The sequence below is a fragment of the Scytonema sp. UIC 10036 genome (assembly GCF_009725235.1).
Map to the genome: position 1 here is coordinate 1 of NZ_WJFC01000182.1, position 19,399 is coordinate 19,399.

14 protein-coding genes are annotated in these 19,399 nt (G+C 39.5%); 1 reads left to right on the forward strand and 13 read right to left on the reverse strand.

Translation table 11 applies throughout. From position 1 onward, the window contains the following. The first annotated feature begins 546 nt into the window (after window positions 1-546). Window positions 547-855 (forward strand): hypothetical protein, encoded by a 309-nt coding sequence (locus tag F7734_RS47705; protein WP_243147470.1) that lies wholly within the window; start codon window positions 547-549, stop codon window positions 853-855. A gap of 259 nt (window positions 856-1,114) precedes the next feature. Here the strand turns inward: F7734_RS47705 and F7734_RS47710 are convergent, their stop codons facing one another. From F7734_RS47710 to F7734_RS47770, 13 genes are all read right to left on the reverse strand, one after another. Then, window positions 1,115-3,310 (reverse strand): polysaccharide biosynthesis tyrosine autokinase, encoded by a 2,196-nt coding sequence (locus F7734_RS47710; RefSeq protein WP_155751351.1) that lies wholly within the window; start codon window positions 3,308-3,310, stop codon window positions 1,115-1,117. A 125-nt stretch (window positions 3,311-3,435) separates the two neighbouring features. After that, window positions 3,436-4,689, reverse strand: a complete 1,254-nt coding sequence (locus tag F7734_RS47715) for a DegT/DnrJ/EryC1/StrS family aminotransferase (RefSeq protein WP_155751352.1) — start codon at window positions 4,687-4,689, stop codon at window positions 3,436-3,438. A 17-nt stretch (window positions 4,690-4,706) separates the two neighbouring features. Further along, complete coding sequence (locus F7734_RS47720) at window positions 4,707-5,927, reverse strand: FemAB family protein (RefSeq protein WP_347566411.1); 1,221 nt, start codon at window positions 5,925-5,927, stop codon at window positions 4,707-4,709. Beyond that, window positions 5,863-7,869, reverse strand: coding sequence for a chitobiase/beta-hexosaminidase C-terminal domain-containing protein (locus F7734_RS47725; protein WP_155751353.1), 2,007 nt, complete (start codon window positions 7,867-7,869; stop codon window positions 5,863-5,865). The genes F7734_RS47720 and F7734_RS47725 overlap by 65 nt, the downstream gene beginning before the upstream one ends. Window positions 7,870-8,028: 159 nt before the next feature. Then, a complete protein-coding gene (locus F7734_RS47730; RefSeq protein ID WP_155751354.1) occupies window positions 8,029-8,688 on the reverse strand; it encodes a sugar transferase in 660 nt (219 codons plus the stop codon). Window positions 8,689-8,706: 18 nt separating this feature from the next. Then, window positions 8,707-9,921: a glycosyltransferase family 4 protein gene (locus F7734_RS47735; RefSeq protein WP_155751355.1), complete on the reverse strand. Its 1,215-nt coding sequence runs from the start codon at window positions 9,919-9,921 to the stop codon at window positions 8,707-8,709. Window positions 9,922-9,984: 63 nt separating this feature from the next. Next, a complete protein-coding gene (locus F7734_RS47740) occupies window positions 9,985-11,205 on the reverse strand; it encodes a glycosyltransferase (RefSeq protein ID WP_155751356.1) in 1,221 nt (406 codons plus the stop codon). Between the two features lie 21 nt (window positions 11,206-11,226). Then, complete coding sequence (locus F7734_RS47745) at window positions 11,227-12,762, reverse strand: hypothetical protein (protein WP_155751357.1); 1,536 nt, start codon at window positions 12,760-12,762, stop codon at window positions 11,227-11,229. A gap of 135 nt (window positions 12,763-12,897) precedes the next feature. Next, complete coding sequence (locus F7734_RS47750) at window positions 12,898-14,106, reverse strand: glycosyltransferase (RefSeq protein ID WP_243147471.1); 1,209 nt, start codon at window positions 14,104-14,106, stop codon at window positions 12,898-12,900. 20 nt (window positions 14,107-14,126) lie between these two features. After that, a complete protein-coding gene (locus F7734_RS47755; RefSeq protein WP_155751358.1) occupies window positions 14,127-15,383 on the reverse strand; it encodes an oligosaccharide flippase family protein in 1,257 nt (418 codons plus the stop codon). 8 nt (window positions 15,384-15,391) lie between these two features. Next, window positions 15,392-16,144 (reverse strand): hypothetical protein, encoded by a 753-nt coding sequence (locus F7734_RS47760; protein ID WP_155751359.1) that lies wholly within the window; start codon window positions 16,142-16,144, stop codon window positions 15,392-15,394. 11 nt (window positions 16,145-16,155) lie between these two features. Further along, window positions 16,156-17,187: a hypothetical protein gene (locus F7734_RS47765; RefSeq protein ID WP_347566412.1), complete on the reverse strand. Its 1,032-nt coding sequence runs from the start codon at window positions 17,185-17,187 to the stop codon at window positions 16,156-16,158. A 127-nt stretch (window positions 17,188-17,314) separates the two neighbouring features. Beyond that, entirely contained in the window at window positions 17,315-19,327 is a 2,013-nt protein-coding gene (locus F7734_RS47770) for a nucleoside-diphosphate sugar epimerase/dehydratase (protein WP_155751360.1), read from the reverse strand. Window positions 19,328-19,399: the final 72 nt, after the last annotated feature.

The following is a 19,399-nucleotide window of genomic DNA, read 5'->3' on the forward strand; positions in this document are numbered from 1 at the left end:
TCTCCATTCAATGAATTTTTAGAATGTTTGCCTTCAAATATTAGAATCCTAGATTAAAGTTAAAATTACTTTTTCTTTTGATTAAGATTGGGTTAAATTAGGAAAAAAATCAGTAATTTTTCTGATGTACTTGATAGATTTATCGTGACATGAATTGTTTGTTCATAGATAAAGATAGTCCGCGATCGATTTATAGAAGTAGAAAGGTAGACACCTATTCCAAATCTAGATTAACCGCAGACCAAGTATTGTATGATTCCATATATTTTACATAAAGAGCGGGCGAGACAAAGGTTGATATCGAGCATTTTTCATCAGGAATTCAGATGTAGGAGAAATTGAACCTTTGCCATTATCAATTGCTAGTACTTTCAGTTTATTTTGGTTAGATTCAAACCAAGTAGATATAGCGGTTTTCAATTGGGTGCAATACATCAAATAATTAAAGAAGCGCCGCTGTCGCAGATGAACGCAGATAAATGTGTACTTCATTCAAGTGAGAACTGCTATAACTGGTAAACTAAGCAAAAAGACGAACAAGCACAAATGGGCAAAAATATAGCTTTTTTGGGTGCCATCTTTCAAAAACGCCTTTCTCGCTTGGCTTTTACCTATGCCATACCAATTGGTGTGGTAGGAGGTTTAATTGGTTTGGGTGGTGCTGAGTTTCGTTTGCCAGTACTTGCAGGTGTTTTAGGATACGAAGCACGACAAGCAGTCCCTCTTAACCTTGCTGTTAGTTTGGTAACTATTGCAGCATCTCTGGCAATACGCACTAAGACAATTAGCTTAACTGCGGTGATGCCATTTTTACCTCTAGTTTCCTCACAAGTTCCTCAAGTTTTTGCTTTATAAAGAGAGTTAAAAAGAGTTTCTTGCCTTCAACCTAATTTCTAAGCAGTCACTGACGTGAAAAATGGAGGTACAACATTATGCACATAACTCCATATCCCAATAGCATCATTTATATACTGGTCAAAATCTGTGTTCTCTTGCTTGTTCTCTTCCTGTGTCTCACAGTCCTTAGCACTCCGGTTGCAATCGCATAATGGGGTACAAGATAGCGATCGCGGTTCTTGCAGCCAACTAAGAACCGCTACATACGTGTTAGTTCTTAACTACGTAAATTCATTGATACCCGATTTCCAATGACCTGAGTGTCAGAACTGTATTCTTTGGTGAAGTAGTAGCTATAGCGTTCATTGTTGGAAGTTACGCCATTCACCACCTGTCCCAAAACATTCTGTCCTGATTTTTCCAAAAGTTCTTTAGCAAAGATGGCATTGGTAGCATCAACAACCCCAGGTCGAACCACAAATAAAACACCATCAGCCATTTGACCTAATGCGATCGCATCCGCAGCAACAGTTAAGGATGGAGCATCAATGATGACAAAGTCGTACTGTGATGCAAAAATGTCAATCAAACTAGCCATGCGTTTTGAATCAAGGAGAGATGCTGGAGAAGGAGGTACAACTCCAGAAGTGAGAACATATAAATTATCCATAACTTTTGCGATCGCTGTCTTAATATCAGCCTGTCCCACAATCACATTGCTTAGCCCTTTGCTATTAGGTAACCCCCAAATTTGCTGCTGAACCGGACGGTGTAAATCTCCATCTATAAGTAAAACTTTTCGTTCCATTTGAGCCATAGCTATGGCTAAATTAGCAGCCACTGTTGATTTCCCTTCTTTAGGTATAGAGCTAGTCACAACTATGACTTTAATTTCTTTATCAGCACTTACAAATTTTAAATTTGCCCGCAACATTCGGAAAGCCTCACTAAGATATGAGCGAGGAATATCCCTAACTACAAGTTGGTGTGTTTGTAATTCTAACTCTTGATAACTGCGAGGCAATGTTTTCGACTTATAAAACGAAGGAATAACCCCCAATAAAGTTAATCCCAATAACTGCTTTGCTTCATCAACGGTTTTAATCGATTTATCTGTTGCTTCCAAGAGATAAATCGTCGCTAGAGAAGCTATGCTAGCCACTAAAGCAGCACTCACATAGACAAGAGTTCTAGAAGACACAGGTTCGTCTGGAATTTCTGCTGCAGACGCCATCCTAGCATTACCTATGTTTTGATTTTCAGCAATTCTACTCTCTTGCAGCTTTTGTTGAAGAAGTAAATAAGTCGATTGCGCGACTTGTAAGTTACGTTCTGCTTCGCGTTGTTGCTGTTCTAGTTGAGGTAAATTTTTGAGCCGTTCTCTGTAAATTGTTTCTAACTTGTTTAAAGCTGATAATTTCTGACTCAACCCTTGATAATTTGACTCTAATTCTGCTAATTTAGCAGAGAGTTGTTGCTGCAATACTCCTACTTGAAGATTATCATTTTGATTTATTGGTGTTCTTCCTGCAACTTGTTTTGTTCGCCTCTGCAGTATTTGTTGTAAGACAGCTAACTTGTTTTCTAAATTTTGGATTTCGGGATGTTCTTCTTGAAGAACAGTTCGCCTCACTGCAAGTTGAGACTCGGTTTGCTGAACTTCTTTGAGAATATCCTGTACCCCAGGAGACTGGCTGAGAGAAGTCGTAGTCACTGCCTTTTTCAGATTCATGCTTAACTGTTGGCGAATTGTTTCAGCCTGAGAATCAAGATTGGCAATTTCAGATTCAGTATTTCCGCGTTGTTTGTGCAACTCAGCAATCACTTCTACTGCTTTAGTAGCTTCTTCTCCTAGAGCAACAACTTTGTTTTTTTCTTTGAACTCACGCAGTTCAGCTTCTGCTCTCTGGACAATTAATTCTGCATTGGGAACCTGTTTTTCCAAAAACTTACGAGCAACTGCTGCTTGAGTTCTATGAGCAAAAATATTCTGATCTAAGTAATTCTCCATCAAAGCATTAACAACTCGTGCAGCCCTTACAGGATTAGTATCCATGTAGGACACCTTGAGTATATCGGTTCTTTGAATATCATTTACAGTCAAATTTTTCAAAAAATCCTTATATTTTAGAGGTTGCCCGTTCTTCCCTTGTAAGTTCAGTTGATTAATAACTTTTTTAACAATAGGGATAGAACGTATAATTTCTGCCTCTGTACTGAGAGGGTTGCTTTTCTCCTGAACTACTGACTCTAACTTTCCTATTTCTGCGCCTACTCCTGTAAGAGAAGAAATAGTATTTGTTCTTTCAAAAATTAGCTTTCCTTCAGCTTCATAAAATGGCTTTTTGAGCAACAACGAAGCAGATGTAAATATGATAAAAACTGGAATAAATACTGTTAAAATATTTAGCCAATGGCGTTTGGTTATATGCCAATATTTATCAAGTATAAAAGAAGATTCTTGTAATTCCATAACTTAATCTCTACTTTCAATCAAGTAATTAGTGCCCAGATCCCCCACCTCGTTCCCAGGCTCCGTCCCCACCTCGTTCCCAGGCTCAGCCTGGGAATGCCTTACGCGAGGCTCTGCCTCGTGATTTACCCCACACGCTCGGCGGAGCCTGCTCTGCTGCATTTCCAGATAGAACCTGGGAACGAGAGAGTACTTTTAAGATACCCCACCTCGTTCCCAGGCTCCGCGTGAGAACGAGAGACACGGGATTGACAGTTATGTACAGACTCGATCGCAGAAATTACTCTCTCCAAGTCCTCTATTGTAAGATTAGATCCAGAAGGCAAGCACAAACCGCGTGTAAATAAATATTCAGCAATCACACCGTCAATACATTTACTTTTAGCAAATACAGGTTGTAGATGCAGGGGCTTCCATACAGGACGAGTTTCTATCTGCTGTTTGGCAAGTGCCAATCGAACCTGTTCCCGATCTGCACCAAATGCTTCTGGATCAATAGTTAAACACGTTAACCATCGCGTGGCACGTCCAAAATCAGCTTCCGGCATGAATTCGATTCCTGGTAAATTTTCCAACGCAGCAGCGTAAATCTCATAGTTCCGCCGTCTGGCTGCTATTCGGTCATTTAAAACACGCAATTGACCCCGACCAATTCCCGCTAATATATTACTGAGGCGATAATTATATCCTATTTCCGAGTGTTGGTAATGAGGAGCTAAATCTCGTGCTTGGGTTGCAAGAAAACGGGCTTTGGCTATAAGTTTTTCGTCGTCAGAAACTAACATTCCACCACCAGAAGTAGTAATAATTTTATTCCCGTTGAACGAGTATATGCCAATGCGCCCAAAAGTCCCCGTTGCTCGACCTTTGTAAGTTGCTCCTAAGGATTCAGCCGCATCTTCTATTAAAGGAATTTCGTAATGAGAGCAAATTTCCAGAATGGGATCGATATCTGCACTTTGACCGTAGAGATGCACTAGAATGACTGCTTTGGGTAATTTACCCCGTCTCGAACGGCGTTCCAATGATTCCCATAATAAATCGGGATTCATGTTCCAAGTCATAAGATCGCTATCGATGAAGACTGGTTTTGCTCCTAAATACGTTATTGGGTTAGCAGTCGCAATAAATGTGAGCGTCGAACAAAAAACTTCATCGCCACGTTCAACGCCGACTAATCTTAACGCTAAATGAAGTGCTGCTGTTCCAGAACTGACAGCAGCTGCATGACGCGCACCAGTCGCTTGACAAAATTCGTGCTCGAAAGCATCTATATGGGGTCCTACGGGAGCAATCCAGTTTGTTTCAAACGCCTCTTTTACAAATTCTAGTTCGCGATCGCCCATGTGGGGTGTTGAAAGTAAAATAGGTTTTATCATCTCTATGTCCCTCGTAACTAATTGATAGCTGTGCAACGATATGCAGGGAAAAAACCATTAACGAGTAGTTTTTCCGGTTCTGTATCTAGTATTTTTGCTTGGAAATTAACTAGAGCCAGATATTTTTTGTCATTCACAATCAGGCGCATGGTTAAAAAATTGTGTCTTTGTTTGGAAAAACCTGATTTAAACTCATAAAGGCTATCTTGAGAACTTCCTACTCCACCTCCCAAGTGGAAAACTTTATTGCCTCGTTCTTTAGCCCAAAATCTCACATAATCTAACATGAGTTTGCTTGGTGCTTGTTTCAAAAACCGATTTCTTGTTCCTGAAAGATGGTATTGTACAATACCACAGCATTCTGTAAACAACCCCGCACAAGTGACTTCTCCTTCCCATTCCACAATACATAAATGAATTTTTTTACCCAAAATTGCCAAATTTAAATAATAGCTATAATCAAAGTAATAGGAGCTTTTAGCCTCCACGCGATGCATGGTTTCTTCATAAATTTCAATAAACTCATCAATGTAATCCATAAATGGAACCATTTTAGCCACCATACCTGCACGTTTGCACTTACTAATTCTCGTGCGATCGCTATTGCGCGTTTGTTGCCATATTTCTACTTCAGAAAGCTCTAAATTTATAGAAATAGTTTCACCATGAACTTTGCAAATATGAACAGGCAAAAGCTTGTCTAAACCTTGATTGAGAATTGGGTGAATTCGCAAAAATACCGAGCATACATTTTTATAAAAAAATACATTCTTTAACTCTTCAAGTGCTTGATTTAAAAACTGGGGTGAATGCATTGCTGCTTCATTTAACAAAATTCCGGGATATCCATAAGGAGAGACGACATCAAAAAGTTCTTGTTCCTCTGGAGAGCAATAGCGTAGTAAATAAGGCAAAAAGAATATCTTATCATCTTGAGTTATTAAAATAGCTTCTGGTATTGTGTTAGTTCTAATAGCATCGACATATATATATTCCGGTTCGTGATAAATATCATGTGGGAGTGTTTTCAGGATTTCCATCCATAAGTCACTGGATAAATTAATAATTTTACTTTCCATAGCTTTCTTCCTAACTTCATTGAGTAGATACTTCAAAAACAAAATTTCTGGACAAGCAATCAAGAAGGATAGGTGATATTCCAATACTTGTCGGTTAAGCGTAAAAATATGAAAGCACGTAGGTTGGGTTGAGGAACGAAACCCAACATTTACAGACATTTGTTCGGTTCCCCCACGAGTTTGCCCAAAAAAAATTCTTATACGAGCAGTATTGGGTGATATTCTTGGTAATCAACTCAGTTTTATAGAAAGAGGGTTTATCGTTATCTTGAATTGTATATGTATACACGTTGTGATTTCCTAACTCTGCATTTTTAGATGATAAAAGTGAAACTTTGATAGTTTCATTTTTTTCAATTTTTCTATCATTTCTAATATCAATAGAAAAATACTTATACTTTTCTCCAGGTAAAAAGGTGAGAGTTCCAGAAAGTAACTTATAATCTTCATTGCTTGTAGCTGTTCCACCTGTAACAGAATAATTAACTGTTATAGGTTTTGCTGAAAGATGGCTGAGCGATACTAACGGATAATCAGCTTTAAGAAATTCACTACCGATATTTCTACTAAGATAAAATTCTACAGATGGTTGTTTATCTGTAATACTATAAAAAGTTGTAGAAACAAAACTTTCCTGTAAATTTGAGCCAAAAGCTTTAGCTTTCAATACTGTACTTTTAGTGAGTTTAATAGGAGCGGTATAGAGTAGAGATTTTTGACTGGGTTCACTACCATCAAGAGTGTATCGAATAGATGCATCTGGTGTTGTTGTGCTGATGTTAACAAAAACTGAATCAGCCACAGTTGTTGCTCTGATTGGATAAAATAAAGGTTTTGCAGTTCGATTTCCAGTAGTGAAAAGAACATACTTTGCTTCTTTATCTTTAATAGAGATATTTTTGATAGAATTTCCATTTTCATCAAAGTATTCCTGACTTGGTTTTAAATTTATCATCTGAGTTCTTCCTGTTAAATTAAAAAAGGCAATTCCTCCCTCAAAAAATCTCCAATAAAGACGATATCCTTCACTTTTACCTAGTTCTTGTTTGTCTTGTGGTGGAGTTACAGAATTGCCTAGTAAATTCTTGATTTTCGCATAACGTTTTGGATCGATTTCCAGACTGTGACCATCATCTCCACTGTAAAAACGGTTCTCCCCAGCAAAAATTAAATAAGCAACATACATATTGCGAATAAGTTCATCTTTGTTCCGCGTGTTAGGTTGATATATCTGTACTTTGTTAGCTGAAAAATTTTTCATTCGCCTGTAAGAATGATAAGTTCTTAACCTTGTTAAATCGCTATCAGAATCATAAATTTCGCCAAGAAAATTTTCGAGTAGTACTCCATCAGTATGAGCAAAGATTTCTGGATACTGGTTCTCGTCAGAGATGCTTCCTTCATTACAAATCGTTTTAATATCTGGTGCAAGTTCTTTTAAACGTTTAAAAAAGTATTGAACGGCTTGTACAAATTCTCTATCATTTTGAGGGAATGGCTTATCCCATTTTATTTTGTTAGTATAATTATTTTTGTCATCAAAGACTCCATAAAGATTGTAGATAAAAGCACAATTGTCTAATCCCACCCACAAATTTTGATATGAGCCTTTTTGAAGTCTGTTACGGACATAGTTTTTAATAAAAAAATCAATGTAGCGTCGATCGCCAATATTAACTGCTTGTGCTTTTTCTTTTGACTGCCATTCAAAAATAACAGGTTTTTTCTTTCCTTGATAAGTTGCTGTTATCCAAAGAGGAGGACGGCGTTGGGCTAACTCATCTAGCTCATATCTTTTTAACTCAGCATATGGAAAGTAAACATAGTCATCTTCATCCAAAGAATGGAAGTGTTGAAAACGCCCATGAATACCTTTAATAGCTTCAGGATTCATGGCAGAGAAAATATCATTATAATGAGGTAAACCTATGTAAGCACCAACTTTTGTCCAGTCTTTATCGTGGGGAAATACGTAGTACAATCCTCTTTCATTGTCTATAACTGTTCTTATCGGTTTTGATGATACGGTTGGTAGTATACTACTGAGCCATAAAACTGTAGTTATTACTAGATATGTGATAAATGTGGTAAAGTTTTGCATAAATATTGTCGTCTCCAGTAAAGTTGCACTCGTCGCGAAGAAGAAAATTTGGTAGTATTATTTCTCTTTTCTCTGTGTCCTCTGCATCTTCTGCAGTTCAATAAATTTTTTTAACCACAAAGGTGCAGAGTCCGTAAAGAGGGGGGCGATCGCTTAACTCTATTTACTGATTGTGGAATTTAACTGACCTCGAAATTCTGCTGATGAAATGTAGCCTTGTTGGTTGATTCCTTCTTGCTGCAAAACTTTAAAGACTGTTAGATAAAGAATTTTTAAGTCCAGCCATAAACTCCAATTATCTACGTACCAAACATCAAGTTTAAATTTTTCTTCCCAACTGATAGCATTACGACCTTTAATTTGTGCTAACCCTGTGATACCTGGTTTGACTTCATGGCGGCGTGCTTGTTCGGGTGTATAGCGGTCTAAGTATCTTACTAATAACGGGCGGGGACCGACAAAACTCATGTCTCCTTTGAGGACATTCCATAGTTGAGGAAGTTCGTCTAGACTGCTTTTCCGGAGAAATTGCCCAAATGCTGTTAGGCGTTTTTCATCAGGAAGAAGATTGCCTTTTTCATCACGATGGTTTGTCATTGTCCGAAATTTATAGAAGGTAAAAATACGAGCATTTTTACCTGGACGGGGTTGGGCAAAGAAAATTGGGTGACCTATCTGAATGTAGATGGCGATTGCTAATATCAACATCAGTGGTGAGAGAATTAGTAATGCAATCGCTGCAACAACTTTGTCGAGTAAAGACTTAATAATTTTGCTATTTGTGGAGAAATAAGTACCTGATAAATATTTGGTAGTCATCGATCTATCCTCTGTTTCCTAAAAAAGTTTGGAATGAAGCAGTATCATCTCTTCTTCGATACCTGGTACAGAATCGGGAGGTAAAAGTTTTAAATACTGTTGGTATAGGCCTTCCCAAATGGGTTCTTGACGGAATTCTTGTAAAATGCGATCGCGCCCTGCGTTTCCATGTTGATAGCGTAATTTAGGATTTTGTATATATTTCCGAATTTGCCCTGCTAATGCCTCAATATCATAAGGCGGTACCAGCAGTCCCGTGTAGCCATTTTCTACAGCATCCACACAGCCTGGAATATCAGTGGCAACTATAGGTAATTTCATTGCTGATGCTTCTAGAAGAACTTCACCTAATCCTTCTCGATAAGTTGGTAAAATCAAGATGTCCATTGCAGCATAGAATGGTGGGATATAACTCATCCTTCCTGTCATATGGATGCGCGGATCGCTTGCGAGTCGCTTTTTCACCTCTGTAGATATTGGATCTTGGGGTTCAAAATAGCCAACAACAAGTAAATGCAGGTTGGGAAATTCTTCTCGCAAGATTTGCCATGCCCCTGCTAATTCTTCTACGCCTTTATCACGGGTCAGGCGACCAACAAACCCAACAACGACAGCATCTTCTGGAATACCGTAATTTTTACGTGTTTCTTGACGGGTATTGGGAGGTAAATTTGCAGGGTTAAAGGAACCTAACATATCTACACCGTTGTAGCTACCCTTTAATAAAACTGTTATTTTTTCTGGTGGACAAAGACCTTCGGTGACGGCGACTTTACTAATTGAGTGACTAACGCTAATGATTTGGTGTGCTAGCAAACAAGAAATTTTTTCACTCCAGGTCAGTAATAAGCGCTTGTAACCTTTAGCAGTCATCATTGGCAAACCATGAATATGGTAAACACGAACAGGTACTCCTGCAAACCAAGCAGCGATTGTTCCTAACAAACCACCTTTAGGAGTGTGAGTATGAACTATATGAGGACCGATGCGTTGTATGTGCTGCCAAATTTGAAATATAGATTGAATATCTTTTAATGGGGTAATGCGTCGTTGCATTGCGACTCCATATGTAAGTACTTGCTCGCGCTTGCCGAACTCTGTTAAAAGGTCTCCAGGAGAAGATAGGGCGTGAATTTCAACTCCTCGTGCCTTCATATAGCCTATTTGTCCTTTAAAAAAGTTGAATGATTCAGGTACGGTAGTAATGTGGAGTAGTTTAATGTTTTTGGACATTGTTTTTGCTCTTGTTTAAATATAAACCGCAGATGAACGCGGATAAACGCAGATGAAGAAGAATTAGAGGAGGGTGATTTCAGGTTGAGGGTAAGATCGATAGCTCAGCCATTCTTGTGTCCGATCGCGTACATACTGATAAAATTTAATACGACGCTGGCGTAGGATATCATCTCTGTAACTTTGGGCTTTTTCTAAATTGCGGGCTGACATAATAGCCATGCGTTGTGGGTCTGCTAAAATTTCCGAAATTTTGCCTGCTAGACGGGCTACATCATTGGGAGGTACCATTTCCTCTGGAAGTAGTAGTTCGCGGAAGCCCCCTATAGAGGAACCAATGCAAGGTACACCTCGCGCCATCGCCTCAATTGTGGCTCTGGGTAAGCCTTCTTGTCGAGATGGCAAAACGAAAAGATCGGCTTGGTCTAACTGCTTAATAACTTCATCTCTACTGTGCAATTGACCGCAAAAACTGACTCGCTTGCTTAAGCCTCTCATTTGAGTTCTTGCTTCGAGTTCTTGCTTGTATTTGCCATCTCCTACCCAAACCAATCGCATGTCTAATCCTTGTTGAACGCAAATTGCGATCGCATCAATAAGTATATCTGGAGCTTTATAGAGTTGAGCTAATGTACCTACGGATACGAGAGTGTACGCTTTTGTTTGACGAGGTAGTCGTGGTGTAGTGACAAAGTCTGAAGTTGGCAAATGAATACTGGAAAAATGAGTAGAAAATGCCTTAGCATTAGGAGGATATCGACGTTGCAGGGCTTCTTGTGTAACATAAGCAGCAGCTGTGGCTTGTTTGCATTGATGTTGCAATTGTCTCGTAAACCACCAACGAAAAACTGGACGCAAGGGATGTTTATAAGCACCAGATGCAAAAACATCATATGGATCGCCTATCACCTCCACACCATAAGGTCTTGAACGTTCTAGAGAATTTCTAACCATTCCACCAATTTCACAAGGTACTCGCAAATGTACGGCTTCTGCATTGGCTATAGCTTCATTGACAATCTGTTGGATGCAATGATAATTTTTGGCATACTGCCACACACCGCGATAATCCGGTAGCGGTACTGGCTCAATTCCAGGTCCCGATGCCATTTTCCATCCTAGCTGTGGTACGTCATGTGCTGTTGCACGTACTAGCAGATGAACTTTATCATATACGTCTAGATATCGAGACCAAAACTGGTAAGACACAGATGGATCGGAAGTCCATATTGTTCCATCATTAATAATGGCAAAACGAGCACTGCTGGTAACTAATACACGCATATACTATTTAGATTTTGGATTTTAGATTTTGGATTGGGGATTGGGGATTGAAAAAGCTTTACCGGAACTGAGTTGCACTCTACTATCTTTATTCACAATTTTTGTAGAACTCAAAAGCAGGACTAAAAAAGGAACTGCACCCACTGTGACTAGAAAAAAGATGATATTATCTAAGTCTCCAACAAGAACAACAAAGTTAAAATTGGCAAGCATTGGTAACATGAGCCAACGTGTATCTAAAGTAGATAAAGTCTGAAACCAACGTTCAATATTTCCAACAACAATCCCAAATAATATAAAAGCAAACGGAATAGCAAAAGGTCCAAAGTTTAGCATAGTTTCTCCAGCCAACCCGTAAACTTTAGAGGATACAAAGTCTTCAGGTGCATAAGAACCCATTCCATATTGTAAATCTGTTCCTTCTTGAGACTTGTTATATGGCTTTTCAGGCAAAGGCCATAGGGGTTTGGGTATTAGGATGCTGAATGCAGCAAAATATGTTCTCCCCCACGCCAACTGATAGTCACTATCATGGCGCATAATTCTGTAGAGCATAAAAGCGTGTAAATCGCTTCTGCTTAAATCTCCTAATATGAGATTATCCCAAGTTCGACCTTTGTCTTCTATATACTCTTGTCGTGCTTCCTGTCCTTGAAAAGCGACTTGAAGTCCTTCAAGTCCTCCTGATTTTAAAAAACCATAAAAGAACATGAAAAATAACACAAAGACAAGAACAACACCAATTTGCTTTTTATTAATGGGTCGAATCCAGAAATGAATCATACCCACAGCCCATAACAGCGCCCAAACTGTATTACTCCGACTCCCTCGCAACCCGCCAAAAAGTAATTTTAATCCAAAAAATACAATCAAAATGATGAGTAGTACGCGCCAATTTTTCAAATATTTCTTATTGCGTGCATAGACTGTAAACCCCATCATTGCTATAATTGGGAAACTTTCACAAATCATCAGTAGCCAGCCCTGACCTACCCCAGCCTGACTTTCTCGATCGGCGAAAGCATTAATATATCCTGCAAGCCCTCCATATTGTTTGTAAACCAGTAACTGCAAGACACCACAAAGAGTGAGAGCAAAACCAAGAACAAAAGCAAAATGCTGCTTATTTATTATCCAAATCGTCTGTGTTAGCTGTCGCTTAGCAGGCTTTAAATAAATCTCCCTAGAGAAGCGATACATTAACAAACCCAAAAAATTAAGAATTGCCATTCCGCCCAACCAAGGTCGCCAATCGTTAGGAGGTGTAATACCATCAAACCATTTATCCCAACCAACATGAAGTAAAGGCGCTAAAAAGAAAAAATGAAAACCCAATAAACCCAGGATACCGATAGGAGAAAAAATATCTAATCGACCCCGGAACCATTCAATAGCATCAATAGAAATTAAGATTCCACATAACGTCACCGGAATAACAAACCAATGTAAGAATTGCTCGGAAGTCTGAAAGAAAAAGACCAAAGTTAGAAGACAAATAAAGATAGCAAAAATAACACTATCATTACGCGATCGCGCCTGAAGATTTTGTTCGTTCATATCATGCTTTCTTCCCTATATAAAAATCCATTCTTCTCTTTCTCTTTCTTTGTGTTCTTTGCGCCTTTGCGGTTTAAAAAGAAAATTCATAATTCAAATTAGTTTGTAGTTACGATGCATGCGAAGACAGCGCAACTACAAACCAATTAATTGGCTTAAATAGATATTCTCTAACTGTTTTACTGCTGTCTTAATATTGAATTGACTATTTGCCATTTGTGCTAATGCATCTGACGGACTGACTCTAGAAACCGCATCTCTGTGCAGCAAAAGCGCCTCAGCCCATGCAAAAGCAGGCAAAGATAAAGAAACTCTTTTCACCAAAGGTAGAACAACATCTCCTTGTTCTGGTACAACATCAGAAATAACACTGGGAAGCCCCGCTGCCTGTGCTTCAAGTCGGACATTTCCCAATCCTTCGTACAAGGAAGGAAAGAGAAAAACATCCATAGCACCACGCATGAGTCGTGGTATATCAGACCTTAAACCCGCAAAAATCACACGATCGCCTAAACCCAATTGCACGGCTTTTTGCTCCATATTTGGGCGCAGCAACCCATCACCCACAAGCAAGAGGTACATTTTTGGTTCTTGTTGAATAACCTCCGCAGCAATATCCAAAATAAACGTATGATTTTTCACCGCTAAAAAGCGACCAACATGACCGATAACAAAAGCATCAGCTGGTATACCCAACTCAGCACGCACCAGATCGCGATCGATCCGCCCTTGAAATGGACTCAAATCCAATCCATAATTAACTACCTGCCAACGCGGATCGCAATTGCAATCCGAATCAAACAATGCTGCTAGCGCCTGATAACTACTCCCCAAACCAACTGTTGCAAAGCGATTAATCGAAGACTTCATGAAATGGAAATACAGACGTCGATAAAACCCTCCCCTCTGTTCGCTAGAAACAGTATCTGTATGAGTGTGAGCAATCCGAATCGGTACGCCAGCATACTTTGCAAGACGAAGAACATAACCACTAAAGTGATGGACGTGACTGTGAACAATGTCATAAGGCCCAAACTCACGTAGAATACGTTGAAAATTCAAGGCATAAGCCCAAGGGCGAGACGGATAAAGACAAGGAACAATCCGACTGCCAAAACTAAGAACCTCCTCATCATAAGCACCAGGTTCCGTTTTATGAACTACAAAATCCATCAGGTAGCGATCGCGATCGATATGCCTTAAAATCTCCATAAGCCAAGTTTCAACACCACCCCTATCCATCCCTCCAAGAACATGAAGGATACGAATTTTGTCAGTACCCAGTGACCGATGACTAGTAATCAATAATTGTCTGCGTTCATCAGCGTTCATCTGCGGTTTCATATCCACCCCCATAACAACCTTTACAAAGTCCGTTTTTGTTTCTTTCGCTCAATAGAAAAAAGAATAAAAATTGTCATAGCACAGCTAAAGAAAGCAGATGCACAAGCAGCCCAAGCCGCCCCGACAAGAGAATATCTCGGTATAAGCAACCACGAAAACCCTGCAGTCATGATAGTTGCAACCAAAAAAGGAATAGGAAATTGGTCAAATTGTCTTGTTGCAGTCACTCCACTCCCCAAAAAAGAACTGACATATCCTATGCCCGCAGCCAGCATCAACCAAACAAAAACATCTGCTTGCAAAGCATACTCAGACTGGTAGAGGAGTGTTAGGATTTCCCGACCCATAACAACAGCTACTACAACACCAGATACACCAAGTAAAAAACCGATCGCGACTAACTTAAGAAGGAGTTTCCAAAAAGCTGCACCATCTTCATCTGCATAATATTTTGCCAATCGTGCGCTAGCTGATTCACCAAGTGCATTGACCACCATACCCCCCACCACTGTCAGATAAGCCATAGCAGCAAACACGCCCAGTTCCCGTTCACCCAAATATTGCTCAATAATGTAACGAGGGATGTTTGTGTTTAGAGAAATCAGCATCATCACAAAACCGAGTGGTAGGGCAAGCCAAACTAACTGTAATAATGTTGTAAACCTCCAACGCGGTTGCAATGCCACGGAATTATTCAGAATCAAAACAGCATTGCGGATGTCGTAAACAACCAAAACTACAGCCCACCCAACAGCCAAACCTACCGCCCCCCACATTACACTCCCAGTAAGGTATACACCAGCACTTAACAATATCAGTGACAGCAAACCTCTCAGCATCAAAGAAATAGCAATATAATCCATCCGTTCGTTTTGCTGAATAAGTCCGTAAATCACATCGCTAAAAGACTCCAACCCCTTAGCCAAACCAATCACCAAGATAATAATAGATGTCTCCCAACGATATCCGGCAATTAAAGTTACTAACACCACCGTCACAAGCGCCAAAGTTGTAGTTAGCAACCTTAGTCCCAAGTAGTCGCTGAAAAGATACTGGTGTTTGGCATCTGTCACCTGAACCGCCCGCAACTGTAAATTTGCAAACAGTAGGATTGGTGCAGTCACCGCCAGCCCCAAGGTAAACTGCCCCACCATTTCTGGCGTGCCAAGTTTTGCCAATGCCACCAAAATGCACCACTGGCAAGCTGCATAGACAAGATTACCTGCAAAAGTCCAAGAGAAATTTCGACCTAGTGTGAGTGGCTTGTGGTGTTGCATTTTATAACTTATAACCCCTTCATTTTTCGTGCGAGTAAATATAACTTGCCTTTCATCGTAGTGGCATAACTCTGGTTGAAATTCTTCACGATGTCACCACCAAATTCTTCTTTGAATTTATTGATATTTAGCCTTTCTTGGTCTGTGTTTCCTGCATACCATCCTCCTAAATCATAAGCAGTCATTCCCAAATTTTGAAAGTTCAAAATATCTTGCCAGTGAAGATAGCGATTTGCACGTCCGATGATTTGAGGCGACACCTCACTGTTTTTCTTAAGCGATGCAGAATGCAAAAGACGAACTCGGTTTTTCCCCCGATAATAAACGTGCCAAACTAATGGACGATTATCGGGTAATTTGACTGCGGAAATATTTAAAATGCTAGCCTCTGCATATTGCAGTAGCCGAGTTCTTTTGAGTTTGCTTAGACCTTTTTCTAAAGCAAAACTGTCGTAGGTATCTGAAAACTCATTCACTAGTTTAGCATCCACGCGATCGCAATCCCAAAACTGATAAATAACTTTATCCTTTTGAGATGCCTGTCTAATCTTATATCTATTATTACGCTCGATCTTTTTCCAAAGCTCATCCTCACTTTTGGTTAAATCAATTAAAATTGTATAAAATTCCTGACATTCAAATGTCTCTATAGGATTTGTTCTTTGAAGATAGTAAACCAAATCTACACAACTCGTATCTTGAAGTTCTTCATCAAACCAAACTTCTGCTATTGAGATAATTTCTTGTCTCAGAAGAGCCATTGTTTTCCTACCTAATATCTCCAAATAAAGTTATAACGATTGCCAAACCCAAAAACAAAAACTATACGATATCCATCCACACAAGCTAGCCATTGACCGTTTTCAGTTTGATGGGGATCAATGTTGTGCATTCCAATTTTATTCCAACCATGACCGCTAGCTTTAAGGATGGAATTGTGTGTAACTGCAACTTCCTGATAACTTTTTGTAGTCAGTTCAGTAATTTCAAAAACTCGAACTTGATTGCCGTAAAAACCCTCAACATCTTGAGTATATCGAAAAATTCTTCCATCAGAGATAACAACTCTACCCCCCGGTCTAGCGATATTAAAATTTTCTTGAATAACAGGACTACGAGGATGTGCAATCCAATTACCCATTAACTCACTAGCATAGTAAAGACACAAGATATTCCCCTTAAACGAAGTAGTAAACAGCCACCACATATCGTTGTAATAAAAAATAGAAGAATCTACATAATCAGAACCATCCAGTAAAGTTTTCACAAAAGACCATTGAGTCGGAAAATTTACCGCCTTATACAACCGAACAGAATTTGCCTCATAACTTTCCGGAATCATATAGTAATCCGTATCCACTTTAAAAACATACGGATAAGACAAATGAAAAGGTTCATCAAGGACAATTTGCCGATAATGCCACTTAAAACCATCATCACTCGTCGCTAAACCTATATCCCCCTGATTATCCCGACCATTTAACACCTCAAAAAACATATACCAAGTATTGCGATCGCAAACCATAAAAGGGTCAGCAACAAAGAGGGCTGGTACATCCGTAACATCCTTTGCAGTCAAAACCGGATTACTCATCCCATTAGGCGAACCAAAATCAAACAGAGATTCACCCACATAAATCCCAATACACCACTCACATCTTCTTCTAATAAAAGACCTCGCTAACTTCTTAAAATAAGAAATATTCTTCCCATCCCCCACAGACAGAGAATCAAACCTTTGAAAAATATTATGCAACCCCAACTCAACACTCATCATTCCTCCCTTTGTAACGAAAACCTGCACTCTCTTTTTCCTCTGCGTCCTCTGCGTCCTCTGCGGTTCAAAAAGAAAAATTCATAATTCAAATAAGTTTGTAGTTGCGATGCAAGCGCTCAAGCGCAACTACGAACCATTTTTCTTATCAACTGAGTTAGAGCGGTTTTAAACTTCCTAACCCATGAAAACTTTCTGGAACCGTAACACCCCACTTATTACCCAAAGGCGTATAACTCCTCAAAGAATTCGAGCCATATCCAGGAACAAGTTCTTCAAGCAACAATTTGATAGTATGACAATCATTCTGATAAGCAGCTTGACACAAAGCATTTATGAGACAATTCAAATTCTTAGAAATAATGCGACTAGCATTCTTCACAACAAATAAATTTTCGTGTTCCGTATTCTCATACTCCTCTCCAGGAACAAACAACTCTTCAAACAACTTTTCTCCCGGACGCAAACCTGTAAACACAATATCAATATCCTTATTCACCTCATATCCAGAAAGACGAATCAATTCCTTTGCCAAGTCCACAATTTTCACAGGTTCGCCCATATTCAGCATTAACACCTCACCTCCATGACCAAGAATTGCAGCCTGTAAAACAAGTTGAACAGCCTCTGGGATAGTCATAAAATAACGACAGATATCAGGATGAGTCACCGTAACCGGACCACCCGCAGCAATTTGCTTTTTAAACGTTGGTACAACACTTCCACGACTACCCAAAACATTACCAAAACGCACTGCAACAAAAGGTTTGCCACTTTCTCTGGCAGCTTGCAAGACTAGCATTTCAGCAACTCGCTTACTTGCCCCCATAATATTGGTTGGATTGACTGCCTTATCCGTAGAAATCATCACAAAGTGTTTCACGTCATACTGCAAAGCCAGATCCAGCAAATTTTTTGTTCCAAGTACGTTGTTAGTAATTGCTTCTGGTGAATTTAATTCCATGAGAGGAACGTGTTTGTGTGCAGCCGCATGAAAAATCACATCAGGTTGGAATTGCTCAAAAGCGTATTTCAGCCTATCTCGAAAGCGGATATCAGCAATAAAGGTAGAAACACAGGGAATTTCTATTTGAGAGACACAATTTTTTTTCAAACCTTGAACAAACTGTTCGAGTTCTTGCTGAATATTGAATACAGAATTTTCTCCGTGTCCTATCAGTATGATTTCAGCAGGACGGCATCTAAAGATTTGACGGCACAATTCACTGCCAATCGATCCACCCGCCCCTGTAATCAGCACTTTCTTGTCTCTAAGAAATCGTGAAACTTCTACAATATCCGTTTCTATGGGATCGCGTCTGAGCAAATCCTCAATTCGCACATCCCGAATGCTATCGACTCGCACGCGCCCGTTGAGAATTTCATGTATCCCTGGTAGAGTACTCGGTTGTATTTCACTGGCTTTGCAAATGTCTACAATTTCTCGAATGACTTGTCCTGAAACTGTAGGCATGGCTATGATAACTTTATCAATATTGTGAGATTTTACAACATCAGCAATGCGATGGCGATCGCCAACAACAGGAATACCGCGAATTCGTGCATGAAATTTTCGAGGATTATCGTCAATGAAAGCCACAGGATGAAAACCCAGTTGAGGATTTCTTTGCATTTCTTGAACTAAAGAAACCCCCGCACTACCCGCACCAATAACCAACACTCGTTTTTCTGAGTTAAATGTACGTGAGTTAACACTTTCCAACGCCCTCATACTAAAACGCAAAGCCCCTATAAAGAGACATGAAAGCAATCCATCTAGAAATGGCAGCGAATGTGGCAGATTGTCTACAGTATGATGATATATATAGTAGACAACGTAAAAAATTAAAGTTTGTATGATTACTGCAGCTGCCATCAACATGGCTAGAAAAGAGAGTTCTTCAACACTCGCATAGCGCCAGTAACGTCGGTAAAAACCACAGTTCCAAAATACACCTAGTTTCACTGTTAAAAATAGTATTGTGACTGCTGCTAAATCTGAAGCATATGGTTCTAAAGCAAGATTGCCATCTAAACGCAAAATTAATCCCAGTATTGGGGTGATGGAGAAAATAACAAGATCGCAAATAAACAAATGACGGTTTCTCAGATTGAGCAAGCTGCTCACTAGAGCGTTCATCGATTTTTGACCGAGCCATTGAGAAGTCATAAATAAATATGTTTGAGATGTGTTGAAGAGACAAAATTTCAGATTGTCACCCGTCAGAAACGAGTGATATTT

What these genes read in the sequence shown, in the direction of transcription:
- F7734_RS47705 (WP_243147470.1), top strand. Translation starts at nt 547, where the DNA reads ATGGGCAAAAATATAGCTTTTTTGGGTGCCATCTTTCAAAAACGCCTT.
- F7734_RS47710 (WP_155751351.1), bottom strand. Translation starts at nt 3,310, where the DNA reads ATGGAATTACAAGAATCTTCTTTTATACTTGATAAATATTGGCATATA.
- F7734_RS47715 (WP_155751352.1), bottom strand. Translation starts at nt 4,689, where the DNA reads ATGATAAAACCTATTTTACTTTCAACACCCCACATGGGCGATCGCGAA.
- F7734_RS47720 (WP_347566411.1), bottom strand. Translation starts at nt 5,927, where the DNA reads ATGTCTGTAAATGTTGGGTTTCGTTCCTCAACCCAACCTACGTGCTTT.
- F7734_RS47725 (WP_155751353.1), bottom strand. Translation starts at nt 7,869, where the DNA reads ATGCAAAACTTTACCACATTTATCACATATCTAGTAATAACTACAGTT.
- F7734_RS47730 (WP_155751354.1), bottom strand. Translation starts at nt 8,688, where the DNA reads ATGACTACCAAATATTTATCAGGTACTTATTTCTCCACAAATAGCAAA.
- F7734_RS47735 (WP_155751355.1), bottom strand. Translation starts at nt 9,921, where the DNA reads ATGTCCAAAAACATTAAACTACTCCACATTACTACCGTACCTGAATCA.
- F7734_RS47740 (WP_155751356.1), bottom strand. Translation starts at nt 11,205, where the DNA reads ATGCGTGTATTAGTTACCAGCAGTGCTCGTTTTGCCATTATTAATGAT.
- F7734_RS47745 (WP_155751357.1), bottom strand. Translation starts at nt 12,762, where the DNA reads ATGAACGAACAAAATCTTCAGGCGCGATCGCGTAATGATAGTGTTATT.
- F7734_RS47750 (WP_243147471.1), bottom strand. Translation starts at nt 14,106, where the DNA reads ATGAAACCGCAGATGAACGCTGATGAACGCAGACAATTATTGATTACT.
- F7734_RS47755 (WP_155751358.1), bottom strand. Translation starts at nt 15,383, where the DNA reads ATGCAACACCACAAGCCACTCACACTAGGTCGAAATTTCTCTTGGACT.
- F7734_RS47760 (WP_155751359.1), bottom strand. Translation starts at nt 16,144, where the DNA reads ATGGCTCTTCTGAGACAAGAAATTATCTCAATAGCAGAAGTTTGGTTT.
- F7734_RS47770 (WP_155751360.1), bottom strand. Translation starts at nt 19,327, where the DNA reads ATGACTTCTCAATGGCTCGGTCAAAAATCGATGAACGCTCTAGTGAGC.